Origin of the sequence: Nostoc sp., from assembly GCF_036917555.1 — a bacterium.
Classification (GTDB): Bacteria; Cyanobacteriota; Cyanobacteriia; order Cyanobacteriales; family Nostocaceae; genus Nostoc.
In genome coordinates, this window is sequence record NZ_JBALDD010000001.1 from 1 (window position 1) to 16,179 (window position 16,179).

Sequence of the window (16,179 nt, forward strand, 5' to 3'; positions counted from 1 at the left end):
CGTTGCACCTACGGGGTAGGATTTGAGGGTTCTAGGATAATAACTCTCACCTACATGGTCATTCAGTTATCAAGGTTCTGTACCTTGCGGCTAATCCCCCTAATCCTTAACAGGATTGGTTTCTAGCCAACGATTCGCACCATCACCCCAGGTCATCACCATTATCCCTGCTACAGCAATTGGGGCGCTATCTACTGGCCCCTCCGGTCGCCACAGTAGCCCGAACAGCAGCGTCACTGAGATAGCAAAATAAACTGTGCCGGGTGAGCTATCTTGGGTATCCATTGCACCGATAATTCGGTAGCGGTAAAACAGGTAGTTCAATCCGATAAAGGTAGCAAAAGGTATGATTCCGATTTCCCAGTGGCTAAACAGTAGCAGGACACCGAAAGCCCACATTCCTGCACCAATATGGATTACTTTGCGAGTCAAATCTGGCTTCACAGCAAACAGCTTACGCAATCCCTCGCCAATCACAAGCAGACTGGTAGCGTAAACATAAGAAATTGCTAGCCCGATAAAATCATTTGTCATTTGTAATTTGTTATTTGTTATTTGTCATTTTTTATTGGAGAAAGACTTATAGAAAGCTGCTCCTCTGCTGCGTTGGTTCACTTAGGTCGATCGCTATTTCGTCTAAAGTTCTTTTCTACTGACGAAACGCTACCAATACCTTGAAGGATACCACGACCGATTAAACCTAAACCCCGACCAACTATTTGGGTAAGGATAAAGACTATACTGCTACCAAAAACAGCTAATAGTGATTTTAAACGCGGTGCGATCGCATCACTAAATTCTAGAAGCAATGTGACTACTAAAGGAATATTAGAAAGTTTTACTAACTCTTGATTTCGAGGAGCATAAACTGAAGTATTGGCAATGCCACGAGGTACAATTACAAATAGTTCATAGCGACTTTCAAAAACTGCTTTTGGCTCGTTTATATAATTTTTTAATCTATATTTCCACGACAAATCATTTCTAAACCGTTCAATCTCTCTTGTAGAAATCAATTGGCGTCCATAAAAGTTTTGCTTAATCTCTTCTACATCTGCTAAATAATTTAACAGTGGTTGCACTACTCCATTCGCTACCTGAATCAACAAGTTCTCTAAAATCGCCAATGCTTGGGACTTAGCTTCAGCGCTCACTACTGGATAGGAGGTATTATCAATGTTCAATTCTGTTTGAAATAAGAGATAAGAATACAATTCACAAATTAGCGGAATTTTATTGAGAATATCTCTTTGTATAACCTCTGTATTTTGCAGCAGTAAATTAACAATTTCTATATTTTGATTAACTATTTTTATCCGAGAAAACTTTCCAAAAAAATCTATAATTGCTGCTCGCCATAAATCACTTAACAAGGTATTTCTTAGTTCATATAATTGATTTATCTCTATTTGAGAAGCACGCAGTTCATCCAACTGTTCAGCCAATTTCTGTAGGATCAGATAAAGTAATTCCCGTTTTTTATCTTCACGAAAGATATCAATTTCTAAAGGTATATCTGTGACATTTCTTAAAGAAAATTGAAGCTTATTAACACAAGATGTAAACAAGGCAGATTGTAGGGTTCCCGGACTAAGTAAAGGTGATATGGTTTGCCTTTGTTGAATGGCACTGCTTAATGAAGGAGTCAAAGGCGGCTCATCAGCAACCGGAATCTGTTCCTCTTGCCTTTCTTGTGATGAAACCAACAACTGATTTAGCAACCAACGAGCCGCTAGCAGTTCTCGCCGCTGTCCAGTTAGAATTGCTCGATCTAGTACTGGTAGTCCGGGAACTTGTAATTGTGCTGTTACTGCGGCTAGGGTAGCGTCAATGTTAGCAATTCCTGACAAACGTAAATTATTTCGCAGTTTAGAGAAAGGGAGTGCGGAGTTAGGAGTTAGGAGTGAGGAGTTAGGAGTTATTATTGCTTCTGTGTCCTGGAACCAATAGGAACCACCATCTGCAACTTCTTGCATGGCGGCGACTAACTCAGGAAGTGGTGTACCCTTGGGGCAGTAGCCATTTACACCAACAGATTTCGCAGCTAATAGAAGTCCTTGTTCTTGAATAGAACTGAGGAGCAAAATTGGTAGGTTGGGATATAAGGCTTTGAATTGCCGACAGAATTGTAAACCTAGCTGTTGACTGGTGGTGGAGCGACCATTACCGAATTCTAAAACTACCAAATTTACCTGGTTAGGGTCTTTTTCAGCAATTTCTGCTAAAATCTGCAAGGCAACGGTGTCAGTTTCTACAACTGCGATCGCTTCTAGGTTAGGAATCGCTTCTAGAGCTACCCGTAATCCCAGACGAAAAATCGGGTCTTGGTCGATTAACAATAATTTTAGCGGGCGATCGCTCATAATCCACTCAATTAGATCAGCACTGTTTTTTACCAATCAGAAAACAACTTTGATACAAAACTTTGTCTTCCCCATTGTCACCTGTTTTCACAAACTGATAAATCGATCATAATTGCCTTATGCAGCCTTCACTGTGTGATTAAATGAACCTGAGTATTCGGCACTGGTTGGCAGAACGCCATATTGCAATCAATCAAATAAGAGGGTTTTCTGGGGGGCAATTGGCAGGTATTGCCTACCGTATTGTTCAGGATATGGAACTCAAAAGCCTTATACCTTTTGATATCTGTACCTTGGTAGAGGTTTTAGAACTGCCCTTAAGTATTGTTTGGGAAGAAATCAGTGTCATTTCCCAGTTGACAGAAAAACTGTTGCGTAGCCTCAGCCAAAAAAAACCGTTAAAACGTAACGAAGGGACGTGGCTAGCGTTTCAAATTGCCTATCTCCAGGCTTTGCAAGCAATTCTAGAGCAGGAAGAAAACTTACGAAAACCGTGGTTAGACCGGGCAATTATACCTATACAAGCACACATCCTTAAAGAGGACGTTGGTAAATTCATCCTCGAAGATTCGCAACTACAAGGATTGCTGAAGACTCTCACCCCAGGTAAATTGACTGATACTCAAGCTGAACAAGCACTATCTTCGGTTGCAGATTCATTACTGGTGCAACAAATAAATAACGCTGCTATAGCTTGGTTAGTTGCCAATGGTGCTGAGGAAGTGGAAGCAAAACTTCTAACACAGCGTTTAGTCAACTCACTTCCTGGTGACATATTGGTAGTCGTCACCGAGAATGCTGCACCTTTAGCCCAACTGCAAAAATTTTTTCGTTTGGGGATTTCATTATCTCCCGGTTTCATCACCCCAGAAGTTGGTTCTACAGTCAGTGAAAAAATTGATTTGCACCGAGAACATTACCGTGCAAGTTTGATTAAAAACCTCAGGATCCCTTTGCTAATGGAATCCTTTGCTCTTAAGGATATCTATGTGCCACAAAAAGGCTTACCAATAGAAGAAAATATTTCTGAGCAGGATAAAAAAGCTGTTAAACCAGTTGATTTAAAAACATGGGCACAGCAACAGCTAACTGATTTAGAAACGATCGCTGTGATTGAGTCAGAACCTGGTTATGGAAAAACTAGTTTTTGCCAACTTTGGGCAGCACAGGTAGCACAGGAATTATACCCTACTTGGATGCCTATAGTAATTAGGTTGCGAGATGTAAAATACGGTAAAACTTTAATCGAAACTTTAAATTCTGCCTTTGGTGTTAATCTTTCAACTTGGTTAGAGCAAGAAAATCTCCCTTGTCTGTTGCTGCTAGATGGTTTGGATGAATTGCCCCATTCTGCTCAGGGTATCAGGGCACAAGCAATTTTTATTCAGCAATTACTAAACTTTCAATCTCAGCACCGCCACAAAATTGTGTTGACAAGTCGCTCAACGACGTTACCAGAAATCATCTCAGAACTACCACTATTGTTGAGGCGAATTATTATTCAGCCATTGGATGGAGACGAACTCAAACAATGGTTTCAGCAGTGGGCAAAAGTGCAATCATTGCCCATTGCTCAAAATTTCTTTACATTGTTAAAACAGGCAGGGTTATTTGCCAACCAATCAAAGTTAAGAGAATTATCTGCCTTTATCCGTCAACCCCTAATGCTGCATTTGTTGGGCATTTTGCACCGCGAGGGATTGCTAGATGATGAACTATTGCAGTTAGCTGCTAATACCCAAAAGTCTTTTCTGTTATCGGAAATTCATCATCGCCTGAGTCGATGGTTGTTGGGTTATCCGCTAATTGGTGGGATTAAGACGATGCTACTGCGTTCAGGATCGGCTCATATTCATCGGACTCCAGAAGCGATCGCTAATTTACTCGGCTGTCGTCATCCTCAAGATTTACTTGAGCAGATGCAAGCGATCGCTCTCAAAATTTTACACTCGCAACGTCATCAAATTAATCTAGCTGGTGAATTTAATAGTTTACCAGCGTTTTATTTTAAAATTTGGGATGTAGAAAGCTCAGGTGAAAGCGCAGCAAAAAGTAGTTTAATTGAGTTTTCGCATCTCAAGTTAGGAGAATCTCTTTGTGCAGATGCTATTGCTGCTCAATTTAAACTTCTGACTCAGTACCAAGATGAGGCTTATGGTACGCCCACTTTTGTACTTGATTCTCCCAGTAGCGTAGCCCAGAATATTTATAATTTACTAGGTTACGGGATACTTAGACAAGAAATTGAAGAACTAGCGATCGCCAGATTACGCCGCCAGCAAAAGCACAAATTTTCGTTTGAAGTTTTGTTTCAACGTCTTTTATTTTTCTGGCGTGCTTACTGTCAAGGACGTTGGTTAGATGAGGGGATAGCCCACAAAGCTTTGACTAATTTTCATGTACTGCAAAACCTTGTGAATGTTGAACAGGTGAATGCTGCGGTGGGACTGAATGTGTTTTTATTGCTTTGTGCTTGCTACCGAGAAACAAAATTTCCATTTTGGCCTTGTGGGAATCCAGTCAATTTGACAGAATTCAATCCAGAGGCGCTAAGTGTGCTAATTGCTAGGACAACGGTTTTACATAAAAGTGCCTTCGCAACCCGAATCAAGTCTCTGTCTGGACTCAATTTATCGGGAGCCTCTTTATTGCAAGTGATGTTAACTGGGGTAAATCTTGAGCAAACAAATTTATCTAATGCGGAGTTAATGGGGGCGAATTTGGCTGGAGCCAATTTGCAACAGGCGAACCTCGCAGGCGCGAACTTACAAAACGCCAACCTCGCAGGCGCAAACCTACAACAGGCAAACCTCACAGGCGCAAACCTGCAACAGGCAAACCTAATGGGGACAAATCTTAATTCTGCCAATCTCACCAACGCTTGCTTATTTGACGCCATCCTTGCTGCGACTGACAAAAAATTGGCCGCTGATAATGGTGCTTTATTATCTAAAGAGTTGTTTCAAAAACTGAAACATTTGCGTAGTTTACCGCCGCAGGCATCGCAGCAGCCCTTCTTAAACACCATGAAAATCACGCCAAACACAAACGTTAATTGGAACAAAAACCTTGCGATCGGATTAATTGAAAGCTGTGAAGGCGCAATTTTGTCAGTAGGTTTAGATGATGATGATGCCGATGATGAGACAGTTTTTAGTAATAATTCTATTGGGGAATAGGGCATTGGGCATTGGACACTTGTACTGAGCGAAGCCGAAGTATTGGACATTGGGGCGGCAGAGGGGAAAAACTTACTGCAACTTCTCCCCACTCCCCAATCCCCAGTCCCCAATCCCTAACCCTCCTGCGGATTGCGGTAGCCAAAAAAGTTAATACTGTAGTCAGTAATCCGCACTCCTGTTTCTTCTTCAATTTTGCGGATCAAATCTTCTGGTAGTTCTACATGAACATCAAGAATTTGATTTGTATCCACACAGTTTATATGACTGTGAGAGTCACTGATGTTGCCATACAAACGCCCATCACAGCGTTCAATACACTCAATGATGCCTTGACTGGATAATGCTTCTAAATTTTGATAAACAGAGGTGTGACCGATCTCTTTGCCTTGTTGGTTTAAGCGATCGTAAATCTCTCTTGCAGCAAGATGTTCATTTGCTTGCCAAAGTAATTCCAGAATAAAGCGACGCTGACGACTGACGCGCATACCCAAAATTTGACAACGCTCAAGTGCATCTTCTAAGGAACGAATTGGTCTTGTAGTAATTGTTTGTTTTTGCATATTACAGCTCGTTAACTGTTGGGGGAATTTTCCCATCTAAACGTTTATTGGTTATTTAATATATGCAATGATATTGCACACTGCTATCTCACCTGTACTTATGTTTTGGCTTTTGATGCTGTGAAAGTGACAGGTGGCGATCATGTATTTTTTTGCTTGTTGACGGCTACTTTGTCAGACCTTAATCTAAAACAAACTCATTACAACTTTAACTTAAAATTGCTATAAATGTCCACCTTGGGGCAGACATTGCCTTACCTAAGTAGGCTAATTCTAATGGCGTACCATATTAATTGTGTAGTAATTCTTTAATTAGATGCGAGTAATTATAGCAATGATCAAAGTAACATTTAATTTTAGTAAACATCGGTGAAGTGAATGGCATAGGCGAGCATTTACCGCAGGCATCGCCAGTGGCTCATATCAAGGCTATAAATGGATGTATATTTATTATAACCAGCGAAAATTAAGCAAAAGTATCAAATAAATTTGAGCAAGGTCAGACTTGTGTTTAAACCTTGTATGGGTTGACGAAATTATCAGTAAAAAAGTATCAGTAAATACTAATTGATTTATGAAGAAGACTTTGTGCTATCAAAAATGTAGCGTCAACCCCTGAAAGCTGCTACTGTATATTCTCGATCCTACAGTTAAGTATCAAGAAAGTGGCTGCTGAATCAATGACAATTGCGATCGCACTCAATAATGACTTCATTAACAATCTGGATCTGTCGCCTGCGTCAACCGTGATTGAAAAACTGCTGCAAGATGGGGTTGCATCCCACGAACAGCAGCTACGCTTTGATGTCAATTACGATCTCCAGCCTGGCGACCCACGAGAACTCTCAGAAATTCCAGAGGTGCGGCTGTGGTTTGTGCGTCTAGATGCTAAATATCCCTGGTTGCCATTTTTACTAGATTGGAAAGCTGGAGAATTTGCTCGTTATGCCGCCATGCTTGTACCACACCAGTTTAGTTCCCAAGAAGGTATTCAGTATAATCCTGAAGCCTTAGAAATATTTTTGATGCATAAAATCTTTACTTTAGGTGACTGGCTTAAACAACAGGATATCCCCAGCCTCTCACGGCTAAAGTCTATGGCGCAAATTCTGGGTTATGAATTAGATGATGCTTTTTTTGAAATATTTTAAATAGCTAATAGGTCATGGAAGAGTTTTGAGAAAATTTTCTTCGTTTTATTGCACTGTGTGAGGTTATTCTTCTTATATTGCAATCTCGTTCAGTTAAGCCCGAAATCCTCTGTAGACAAGTCTTAGCGCATCGACACGAAGTATAATTTCGCGCCTCTATTTGCCGAAATCAATACCAAAAACTTAACTGAATCGTATTGATATATAGTATACTTTGCGATATTTCAAACATCCTCTAAGGATGAAATTTTTATCTATCTAAAAAGATATTTTTTAAATTGACTATAGCAAATATGCTGAGAATAGAAACCTGTTTCTGATACAGGAAAGAAAGTAAGTTGTATTTTATACTTGCTCAATAAAGCGCTTTCAGTAGTTCGCAATATTCTGAAAGAGCAATTTTGTAATCAAACAAGTTTGAGAAAATGAGGGTTTTGGAATGACAAATTTAGTACCTGAACGTGCAACATCTGAAGAAGAACGTTTCCAAGATGACTATTATTCTTACTTTGAAGCCCCGGAAAATCTCACCCGATATACACCTACAGGTGGTTTTTTAAGTAACGCTTTTCCAGAAAACTCATTCTCTTTATTAGATTTAGGATGCGGTAATGGGGCTTTAAGCAAATATCTTCCGGCTCGATGTGACTATTTAGGAGTCGATCACAGTGAATTAGCTATTGAACAATGTTTAAAACTCTACCCAAATAGAAAGTTTGTTACCAAAGATTTATCGCTTTTCCTGTCTGAACTTGTTGAAGAGAATCAAAAATTTGATGCAGTCGTGCTAGCGGGTTTGTTATTTCATAGCATTAACAAAGAGACCCAAGAAAAAAAAGACGATCAAGAAATTATTCAATTTTGCCTGAATAAAATAATAAACGACAAAGGATATCTTGTTCTCATTGTACCTTTTTGCTACGGCGATCATCCATCTCACAGTTTATTTGTTCGAGCAGAGTGGCTACAAAAGTCAATAGAAAAAATGCTAGAAATTGCTAATGCAAAAATTGTTCACGAGAATATATCTTTACAAATTGGTTTGGAAAAGAGGGTTCGACAGCAGAAAGCGACTCCTGACTGGTTTGTTTCTGATAGTAATGCTGATTATCCCAGTATATTTGTGGGAACATATATGGCAAGCTGGACATTTATTACTTGCCTCTAATTAATACCATTTTGGATTTTGGATTTTAGATGGGGAATTTGACCTTGACCTGTAGAGATGCGAAATTGTACTTCATCTTGCTGGGCTAACGCATCTCTAAGAATTTTGGGTTTAACTGAACGGTATTGGGCTAGGTGAAAGAGGTTCGTTGAACTCACGTTAAGTTAAGAGATTCCTAATTAAAAAATCCAATTTTTTAGGGTGTATTAGTGATGGGGTAATAAGTAGGTGGGCGTAAATATTTATCGTTGGGATAAGGCAGGATAGCGCAGCGTAAAGCCTTCGGTATAGCTTCTCTACGAGACGCTACGCGAACGCTTAGAGCGAGTCTGCAAGCGTCGGCAGCAGGGAAGAAGATTTTAATCTCGTTCATTTTTGTTAACATAGTTTGGTTTTATTCTGCCGACCTACTTATTATTTCACAAAATATCTAATACAGACAAATAGGTAGGGGCGTACATCTGTCATTGGTGTCAACTTAAGGTTAAAGCCAGTCTAGAAAAAGCTTTTAGCAGATTATCTGGTTATCTCGTTCCCAGTCTCCGACCGGGAATGCCTCTCATTGAGGCTCCGCCTTCCGAACTTGCGGCAGAGCCGCCAGGAGTAGCATTTCCAGCCAGAGGCTGAAAACGAGATTTTGAAAGGGTTTTAGCTTAAGTTGACACTAATATACAGATGTACACCTCTACAACCAATTAATATGTTGGAAATATTTTTGGAAATGGTATAACGCACTAAAATAGATCGATTTGTCTAAATAAAAACTGAAAGCCGTTCCCAATTTGTGACAACGGCTGAGTGATAAATTATAGAGCTTTTCATTTGTATGCAATATACATTCACCTCTCTCTTCACAGGAGAGAGGTTTTGAGGCTTACTCTCTGTTCTAGGTATCTAATTTTGGGAAAACTACTGGTTTAGCCACCCCAAATTTTCTCTAAAACTGTGTTTGGTGAAATATCCGCCGTTTTTCCCGTAAGGGATTCAATAGCCAGGAATTTATCGTTTTTCGGCAACAACTTAGCTGGATCGCTGGGGCCAAATATGGCAATGGTATAGGTTTGGACTGCAATACTTAGTTGTAGTGCCGCGCTATCAGTAGATAACATCAAATTTGCCCCGGCAATTATGGCAGTTAACTTACCAATATCATCTGGGGCTGTCACCTTGATATCTGGAGAAGACTCCAGAAGCGATCGCACAAACAGCTCATCATCAACTCCCTTAATAAGCACCACAGGTAAATCCGGCTGCTTTTGTTGGAAGGCTTGAATAATTTGCTGCCAATTTTCGACAGGGTAGATTTTATCTAGTTCTTTAGCCTGTAATAACTGGCCAGAACCGCCATGAATCAAGATATAGCCTGTTTCATGAACCCCTAAACGTTTTTGTTCCTTTTGTGCCCACTCAATATCTGGTTTCGGCACATTTACTGCTAACTCTGGGACAGGGCTATTTATTTCCAATGGTTGCAGCAAGTCGTGGTAGACTGCTGCCGCATACTGAGATGCTTTGAACGGCACAGCATGGGTAAGAAAACCCGATCCTTTGCCTTGGTAGCCAATGCGTATAGGAATTCCTGTCAACCAGAGTAAAAGACCCACCAACCAATTTTGCTTAACAGCAATGGCAACATCATATTCGCGATCGCGAATTGTGCCTACTAAATTACCCCAATCTGCCAGACTGTTACGGTCTTTAAAATCAAAGTTCAGTACCTCGTGAACTGACTTGCTCACTCGGTAGGCAGCCTTTGACCGGGGTTCAACAACGACATCTATCTGAGCGTTAGGGTAATGGCGCTTCAGGTCATCTAGAGTCGGAAAGAAGAGAATTTGGTCGCCAATTCCGCCAGGTACAAGGGCTACTACTCGCATAATATTTATTGACGCTTACTCGCTCCCTATTTTAGGGGAAAATATATAGCTTAAAGATTGAGGAATTCTGTGTATTTACTAATTCCAGCTGCGGGAATCGGAAAAAGAATGGGTAGTAACCGCAATAAACTCCTGCTACTAGTGCGATCGCAACCAATTATTGCTTGGACTTTATTAGCCGCAGAAGCCGCCAGTACAATCAGTTGGATCGGGATTATTTCTCAGTCTACCGATTGGCCAGAGTTCAAAACAATTATCGCCGATCTGAAGCTGACTAAACCAGTGGAATTGATTCAAGGTGGCTCCACCCGCCAAGAATCTGTTTACAATGGCTTACAATCTCTGCCAATAGCCGCAGAACAAGTGTTGATTCATGATGGCGCCAGATGCCTAGCCACACCAGATTTATTTAACTCTTGTGCCGAGGCCATTCGGTACTGTCCCGGTTTAATTGCTGGTGTACCCGTCAAAGACACCATCAAAGTTGTTGATGAACAAGGCATAATTCAAGATACACCCGACAGACGACAACTATGGGCGGCACAAACTCCCCAAGGATTTGATGTCAAGTTGTTGAAACAGTGCCATGCTGAAGGAGTCTGTCAAGGTTGGGAAGTAACTGACGACGCTGCTTTATTTGAAAAGTGCGGCATCGAAGTCCGAATTGTCGAGGGAGAAGAGACAAATTTAAAAGTGACCACTCCACAAGATTTAGCGCTCGCAGAATTTATTCTCACAAGTAGAGGCTTTTGAGGGAGTGGGGAGAGAAATCAATTCAAAATTCACGCATTCACGCATTCAAAATTAAAGAACTTCTGCTTCCTGCCTCCTCTTTCCCAATGCCCAATTTGAAAGTTTTAAAAAATACTTTGACAATTTACGATATAACCCCACACACTTGTTGATTATTAGTTGTCATGTACTAATGACCAATACTTCGACTACGCTCAGTACAAGTGACTAATAACCAATGACTAAATGATTACAGCCACAGCGACGAAGATAGAAGCAATTCTCTATTTAAAGGGTAAACCCTTGTCGCTCGGCGAAATCGCCGAGTATGCCGCGTGCGATCGCGCCACTGTCAAAGAAGGCATAATTGAACTCATGGACAACTATGCCCACCGAGATAGCGCCCTAGAGGTAATAGAAACCCCAGATGGCTACAGTTTGCAACTACGGTCTGACTTTCATGATTTAGTGCAAACGATGATACCAGTAGAATTGGGTGTAGGTGCATTGCGAACTTTGGCCGCGATCGCCCTTAATAGTCCCATACTCCAAAGCGACTTGATTAACCTACGCGGTTCAGGAGTATATCAACACGTTCCAGAACTCGTCGAACTTGGTTTCATCCGCAAGCGCCGAGACAGCGATTCTCGCTCCTACTCACTCCAAGTAACCCCAAAATTCCATCAGTATTTCCAAATCGAACAACTCCCACAAATACTTTCTACCAGTCAAAAGGAAGAACAACTAGAACTAGAACTAGAACTAAAGGGAGTGGGGAAGGTGGGGCCCCCTCTGGGGATAAGGGGTAATGGGGATTAAAGAAGGGAATAGGGTACAGGTTACAGCGTACAGATTATTCCCTATAACCTGTCACCTGTCATCTCTCCCCTAATCCCACTTCCTTCCTCTAGACTTATACTCGTGGTGAATGCGCTACCCTTGTACTATGGTTTAGAGTAGAGTTAGCAATTAAGCTAAATAAAACTGCCAATGGTGTTTAATCCTGACTTTTTGAATGACAACTCCGAGGAACACCCTAATCAACTTCTTTCCGACCACTCTGAGGAATACCCTAATCAGTTACTCAAATATCTACAGCATCAGTCTCCTGATGTTTTAGCTAGGGTTGCTCAGTCCGCCAGTCCCGAAATTAAACAAATCATATCGCAAAATGTCCAAGGACTAGTGGGAATGCTCCCGGCAGAAAATTTCAACGTGCAAATCACAACAGATCGGGAGAATTTAGCTGGACTTCTAGCGTCGGCCATGATGACGGGGTATTTTCTGCGCCAGATGGAACAAAGAATGCAGTTAGATCATTTGTCTAATGGTCAATAATTAGTAATTAGTAGTCAAACATTCTGGGACTATTGACCAAATAATTACTAATTCGTAATTCGTAATTAAAAAAGGTATAGGAGCCGACACTGAATTAAAATTTAGTGGTCAACAAGATATTTATGGAAAGTTCAATCTTCCACTGATAGCACAGCGTTAGCCAGTCCGCGTACTCTTACAGAGAAGCAAGCTACGCTTTTAGCGTCTGTCTGCAATACACTGCGCGAACGTAGAGAGCATCTTGTAAGTACGAATTACGAATTACGAATTATTTTGACTACTTCCTTTCAGGATAAGCTCCTGATTGGACTTTAAAGGTTTGAATTTTACCGCTGCGGTTGACTTCGATAGCTATTATGTCTCCAACTTTGCTCGACTCTACTAGCCTTTGAACTTGGGCTGAAGTTTTCACCGATTTACCATTAAATTTTTGAATCACGTCTCCAGGAAGCAGTCCTCCACGCTTGGCTGGGGAATCATCTGTGACCCCTTTAATCACAATTCCAGCATCCTGCTGAATATTCAGTTGATTTTCTTGATTAATCTGCTGTTTTCTGATAGGAGAAAGGTCTGCCATTTCAATACCCAAGAAGGGATGTTCCACACGCCCTTTAGTAAAAAGTTCATTGGCGATGCGGGCGGCGGTTTCAATGGGGATGGCGAAACCGAGTCCTTGAGCATCAGCACGGATGGCTGTGTTAATACCAATCACTTCGCCTTGGGCGTTTAATAAGGGGCCACCAGAATTACCAGGGTTAATTGCGGCATCAGTTTGGATAAAGCTGACTCGCTTATCTGGGACACCAACTTGAGTGCTAGTGCGATCGGTAGCGCTGATGATGCCGATAGTAACAGTATTATCTAAACCCAGAGGATTGCCAATAGCGATCGCCCATTGTCCTGGGATCAGGTTTTGCGAATTGCCCAGTTTTACTGTCGGCAAATCATTCGCTTTTATTTTTACCACTGCCACATCTGTCACAGGATCAACTCCTACCACCTTACCCTCTAGACTCCGACCATCCTTGAGGGTAACTTGTACTGTATCTGTATCTGCCACTACATGAGCATTGGTGAGTAATTCCCCATCTTCGCTCAAGATAAATCCTGATCCTGTACCGCGCTCAATACGTTCTTGAGGAATTGGTTGCTCATCCTCTCCAAAGAATCGCCGCAAGAGGGGATTTTTCAAAGCATCAGAGATGGGATTGGCTACTTTGCGAGTTGCATTAATTCGCACTACAGCCGGGCCAACTTTTTGCACTGCCGTCGCAATAAAATTCACGTTATCGCCTCCAGTAGCCCCAATAGCTCCGTTAGGAGAATTCGGAACTACGGATTCTGGAGGCGAAGCCATTGTTACATTTTTTAGCTGTTGGAATGAGCGATTTTGTGGCAGGAGATAGCGACTGCCAAACAAACCTGCACTACCGCCAATTACCAGTAAAAACACATAAACCGCCAGTTGCTTTAAGGATAACTTCATAATTGTTTTGCTCAATAACAGCAATGCAGTTGCTAATTTCTAAGTGTAGTCAAGCGAACGGCAAGTGGACAGATCAATTTATGAGAAATTAGGGATTGGGGAAAAAGCAGGGGGTATGGAGAAGAGACAAGGGAGAGACTTGTTCAATAATTTCCTCTTGTCCTCTTGTCCCTTTGTCCCCTTATCTTCCCCGGCTTCCTAGCAACTCCCCACTCTTCCCATCTAAAATCTAAAGTTAATGCGCTCTTGACCTGTATACATGACTTTACCCTTTCGTCAACTGTTTCTCTGTAGCTTAGTTAGCACCTTGGGCCTAGTAAGCATACTGGCATACTCAAACTCAAACAGTGCTAACGCTGCTGTGGGTGGTTGCTCAACTCCAGCCTTATCTCGCTTCCAACGCCATAAAGTTGTTCGTGGCGAAACTTTGGAGAGTATAGCGCAGCGCTACAATCTCATTGCGACAACTATTATTGGCATGAATCCAGCTTTGCAAAATGGTGCAGCTGCGGCGGTTGGTAGTGTGCTTCAGATTCCTCCCTATAATGGGATTGTAGTCGAAGTGCCTCGCGGTCAAACTTGGCGACAAGTGGCGGCACAATACAAAGTTCGTGCTGATAGCCTGTTTGAGGTGAATGGCTGTCAACAAAACCCCAGAATCGTGTTTGTTCCAGGGGTAAATTGGTCGCCTAATGGTGTTGTAACTAAGTCCCCTTTACCTACTGATGCAGGTACACCAAACCGTGCATCTTTGTCTGGATATCCTTTAGCACAAGTGGCAACTGTAGGATTAGCTTACGGCTGGCAAATAAATCCTGGGACAAGTGAAGTTTTCTTCCATAGTGGTGTTGACTTATTAGCACCAGTTGGTACTAGTGTGCAAGCGATCGCACCTGGAACTGTAGCCTTTGCCAGCGAGCAAGGTTCTTATGGCAAGTTGGTCATTATTAACCACAGTGGCGGACTTCAAAGCCGCTACGCCCAGCTTGACAGTATCAAAGTTACTGTCGGTCAACAAGTGAAAAAAGGAAACTTATTAGGAACAGTAGGCACTAGTGGAAAACCAACATCCACTCAACCGCATCTCCATTTTGAAGTGCGTTCTAGCTCATCTCTGGGTTGGGTAGCGCAAGATCCCAAGGGTTATTTGAAGAAATGAGTATGTTTTTAAACGCATAGGCGCTTCGCCTTCCTGCAGGGTAGGAACGCGGAGTAAATCTCTATGTTCTTCTGCAAATCCATAGCATTTTTTGCGTTAAAAAAATGCTATGGATTCGCTAGATTTTACAATGTGCATTCCTGCCTCTGCAAATCTTATAAATGCTGCATCTGCTTGTTCTGTATAGTCCACAACACCGGGGACAACTACGGGGGAAGTGCAATCTTCTAGTAAATAGATTTTTTTCGCCAGAGTAGCATCTACCTGTTTAATTTCTGTTAATAAATCGTCAATTGTCCAAGCGACGCAGTGACTTTTAGCTTGACCACCAATAATTACTGCATCATATTCTAAAAGTTGTTTAATCAGCAATGTATTCTTTTGAGCAAGTGGACGTTGTTCAAAATCTTCTAACACTTCTGGACGTAGGATGGAATAGTTTTCTGTTAAAGGATTTTCACCTTTGATTTCAAATTGCGTTTGACTCTGACGCGCAATGCCGTGGAAAAATATCGCTTCTTCTATCGATGAAACTAGAGCATGACCGATACCACCCAACATAGAATGATAAGGCCAAACAGTAAGGGGATATTTACCATCTTGACTGAGTTGCTTAAGGTAATGGTAAGCGTGTTTTTCTAATAATTCATAATCCCCATTAGTAACACTGTTAGCAACTGCTGGGTTGACTTTCCAGATACCTTGTTGAATATCTGCTGGTGTGATACTAGTCGCTGCTGGAGTGGGATGTTCTCCGGCAGTGTTCACCCAAAAAATCGGATGGAAGATTTGCGTTGCTGTGTGAGTATCTAGAGTTGATACAACTTTCGTGATTATTCCCAAGTTTCGATAGATAAACTCAGATAATCTGACGTTATCATCCACCGCCGCATTACCAGATTTTCCACCTACAAATAATTCAAATCCAGGGATGCAGAAGGTGTTTTGGACATCAATTAATAGTAAGCAAATGCTGGTTTTATCTAAAGATGCTGGTTTGATGTCGTGTTGTTTTGCCCAGATTTTAGCTTCGGCAGCACGTTCTTGGTAAGGTACACGCCAGACTTCGCCGACTTTATCAGGATTAAAATGCGGGGGAATGGGTAGTTGGGTTATTATTTGGGTGTTCATCTAAAATCTGCACTTATTTTCTAATTGTTAGG

At 41.6% G+C, this 16,179-nt stretch carries 15 protein-coding genes; 7 read left to right on the forward strand and 8 right to left on the reverse strand.

Annotated features, from left to right (window positions below; genetic code table 11):
- Positions 1-99: 99 nt before the first annotated feature.
- Both V7K60_RS00005 and V7K60_RS00010 read right to left on the reverse strand, forming a co-directional pair.
- Positions 100-534, reverse strand: coding sequence for a hypothetical protein (locus V7K60_RS00005; RefSeq protein WP_334921923.1), 435 nt, complete (start codon positions 532-534; stop codon positions 100-102).
- A 77-nt stretch (positions 535-611) separates the two neighbouring features.
- A complete protein-coding gene (locus V7K60_RS00010) occupies positions 612-2,363 on the reverse strand; it encodes a DUF3685 domain-containing protein (RefSeq protein ID WP_334921925.1) in 1,752 nt (583 codons plus the stop codon).
- 143 nt (positions 2,364-2,506) lie between these two features.
- Between V7K60_RS00010 and V7K60_RS00015 the strand changes: the two genes are divergently transcribed.
- Positions 2,507-5,542: a pentapeptide repeat-containing protein gene (locus tag V7K60_RS00015; protein ID WP_334921927.1), complete on the forward strand. Its 3,036-nt coding sequence runs from the start codon at positions 2,507-2,509 to the stop codon at positions 5,540-5,542.
- A 116-nt stretch (positions 5,543-5,658) separates the two neighbouring features.
- Here the strand turns inward: V7K60_RS00015 and V7K60_RS00020 are convergent, their stop codons facing one another.
- A complete protein-coding gene (locus tag V7K60_RS00020; protein WP_322660180.1) occupies positions 5,659-6,105 on the reverse strand; it encodes a Fur family transcriptional regulator in 447 nt (148 codons plus the stop codon).
- 680 nt (positions 6,106-6,785) lie between these two features.
- Here V7K60_RS00020 and V7K60_RS00025 point away from each other — a divergent pair.
- Both V7K60_RS00025 and V7K60_RS00030 read left to right on the forward strand, forming a co-directional pair.
- Entirely contained in the window at positions 6,786-7,256 is a 471-nt protein-coding gene (locus tag V7K60_RS00025) for a CRR6 family NdhI maturation factor (protein ID WP_334922025.1), read from the forward strand.
- Positions 7,257-7,695: 439 nt separating this feature from the next.
- Positions 7,696-8,424 (forward strand): class I SAM-dependent methyltransferase, encoded by a 729-nt coding sequence (locus V7K60_RS00030; protein ID WP_334921929.1) that lies wholly within the window; start codon positions 7,696-7,698, stop codon positions 8,422-8,424.
- Here V7K60_RS00030 and V7K60_RS00035 read toward each other — a convergent pair.
- From V7K60_RS00035 to V7K60_RS00045, 3 genes are all read right to left on the reverse strand, one after another.
- Positions 8,421-8,582 carry a hypothetical protein gene (locus V7K60_RS00035; protein WP_334921931.1) on the reverse strand — a complete coding sequence of 54 codons (162 nt, stop codon included), beginning with the start codon at positions 8,580-8,582 and terminating at the stop codon, positions 8,421-8,423. The genes V7K60_RS00030 and V7K60_RS00035 overlap by 4 nt on opposite strands.
- 38 nt (positions 8,583-8,620) lie before the next feature.
- Positions 8,621-8,797, reverse strand: a complete 177-nt coding sequence (locus V7K60_RS00040) for a hypothetical protein (RefSeq protein ID WP_334921933.1) — start codon at positions 8,795-8,797, stop codon at positions 8,621-8,623.
- Between the two features lie 544 nt (positions 8,798-9,341).
- Complete coding sequence (locus V7K60_RS00045; RefSeq protein WP_334921935.1) at positions 9,342-10,301, reverse strand: glycosyltransferase family 9 protein; 960 nt, start codon at positions 10,299-10,301, stop codon at positions 9,342-9,344.
- A gap of 69 nt (positions 10,302-10,370) precedes the next feature.
- On the opposite strand from V7K60_RS00045, the gene ispD reads away from it, so the two are divergent.
- The 3 genes from ispD to V7K60_RS00060 all read left to right on the forward strand — a co-directional run bounded on the left by ispD (position 10,371) and on the right by V7K60_RS00060 (position 12,371).
- On the forward strand, positions 10,371-11,054 hold the full coding sequence (ispD, locus tag V7K60_RS00050) for a 2-C-methyl-D-erythritol 4-phosphate cytidylyltransferase (protein ID WP_334921937.1): 684 nt from the start codon (positions 10,371-10,373) through the stop codon (positions 11,052-11,054).
- Positions 11,055-11,279: 225 nt separating this feature from the next.
- Positions 11,280-11,852: an SMC-Scp complex subunit ScpB gene (gene scpB, locus V7K60_RS00055; protein WP_334921939.1), complete on the forward strand. Its 573-nt coding sequence runs from the start codon at positions 11,280-11,282 to the stop codon at positions 11,850-11,852.
- Between the two features lie 171 nt (positions 11,853-12,023).
- Positions 12,024-12,371, forward strand: coding sequence for a DUF760 domain-containing protein (locus tag V7K60_RS00060; protein ID WP_334921941.1), 348 nt, complete (start codon positions 12,024-12,026; stop codon positions 12,369-12,371).
- A 277-nt stretch (positions 12,372-12,648) separates the two neighbouring features.
- Here the strand turns inward: V7K60_RS00060 and V7K60_RS00065 are convergent, their stop codons facing one another.
- Positions 12,649-13,857 carry an HhoA/HhoB/HtrA family serine endopeptidase gene (locus tag V7K60_RS00065; RefSeq protein WP_334921943.1) on the reverse strand — a complete coding sequence of 403 codons (1,209 nt, stop codon included), beginning with the start codon at positions 13,855-13,857 and terminating at the stop codon, positions 12,649-12,651.
- 259 nt (positions 13,858-14,116) lie between these two features.
- On the opposite strand from V7K60_RS00065, the gene V7K60_RS00070 reads away from it, so the two are divergent.
- Positions 14,117-15,016 (forward strand): LysM peptidoglycan-binding domain-containing M23 family metallopeptidase, encoded by a 900-nt coding sequence (locus V7K60_RS00070; RefSeq protein WP_334921944.1) that lies wholly within the window; start codon positions 14,117-14,119, stop codon positions 15,014-15,016.
- 96 nt (positions 15,017-15,112) lie between these two features.
- On the opposite strand, the gene V7K60_RS00075 is transcribed toward V7K60_RS00070, so the two are convergent.
- Positions 15,113-16,147, reverse strand: coding sequence for an isochorismatase (locus V7K60_RS00075; protein WP_334921946.1), 1,035 nt, complete (start codon positions 16,145-16,147; stop codon positions 15,113-15,115).
- Positions 16,148-16,179 lie beyond the last annotated feature (32 nt).

Bases quoted from the DNA above. Each gene is read 5' to 3' on its own strand.
- V7K60_RS00020 (WP_322660180.1), bottom strand. From the start codon at position 6,105: ATGCAAAAACAAACAATTACTACAAGACCAATTCGTTCCTTAGAAGAT.
- V7K60_RS00010 (WP_334921925.1), bottom strand. From the start codon at position 2,363: ATGAGCGATCGCCCGCTAAAATTATTGTTAATCGACCAAGACCCGATT.
- scpB (WP_334921939.1), top strand. From the start codon at position 11,280: ATGATTACAGCCACAGCGACGAAGATAGAAGCAATTCTCTATTTAAAG.
- V7K60_RS00045 (WP_334921935.1), bottom strand. From the start codon at position 10,301: ATGCGAGTAGTAGCCCTTGTACCTGGCGGAATTGGCGACCAAATTCTC.
- V7K60_RS00005 (WP_334921923.1), bottom strand. From the start codon at position 534: ATGACAAATGATTTTATCGGGCTAGCAATTTCTTATGTTTACGCTACC.
- V7K60_RS00015 (WP_334921927.1), top strand. From the start codon at position 2,507: ATGAACCTGAGTATTCGGCACTGGTTGGCAGAACGCCATATTGCAATC.
- V7K60_RS00025 (WP_334922025.1), top strand. From the start codon at position 6,786: ATGACAATTGCGATCGCACTCAATAATGACTTCATTAACAATCTGGAT.
- V7K60_RS00030 (WP_334921929.1), top strand. From the start codon at position 7,696: ATGACAAATTTAGTACCTGAACGTGCAACATCTGAAGAAGAACGTTTC.
- V7K60_RS00040 (WP_334921933.1), bottom strand. From the start codon at position 8,797: ATGAACGAGATTAAAATCTTCTTCCCTGCTGCCGACGCTTGCAGACTC.
- V7K60_RS00075 (WP_334921946.1), bottom strand. From the start codon at position 16,147: ATGAACACCCAAATAATAACCCAACTACCCATTCCCCCGCATTTTAAT.
- V7K60_RS00065 (WP_334921943.1), bottom strand. From the start codon at position 13,857: ATGAAGTTATCCTTAAAGCAACTGGCGGTTTATGTGTTTTTACTGGTA.
- V7K60_RS00070 (WP_334921944.1), top strand. From the start codon at position 14,117: ATGACTTTACCCTTTCGTCAACTGTTTCTCTGTAGCTTAGTTAGCACC.
- V7K60_RS00060 (WP_334921941.1), top strand. From the start codon at position 12,024: ATGGTGTTTAATCCTGACTTTTTGAATGACAACTCCGAGGAACACCCT.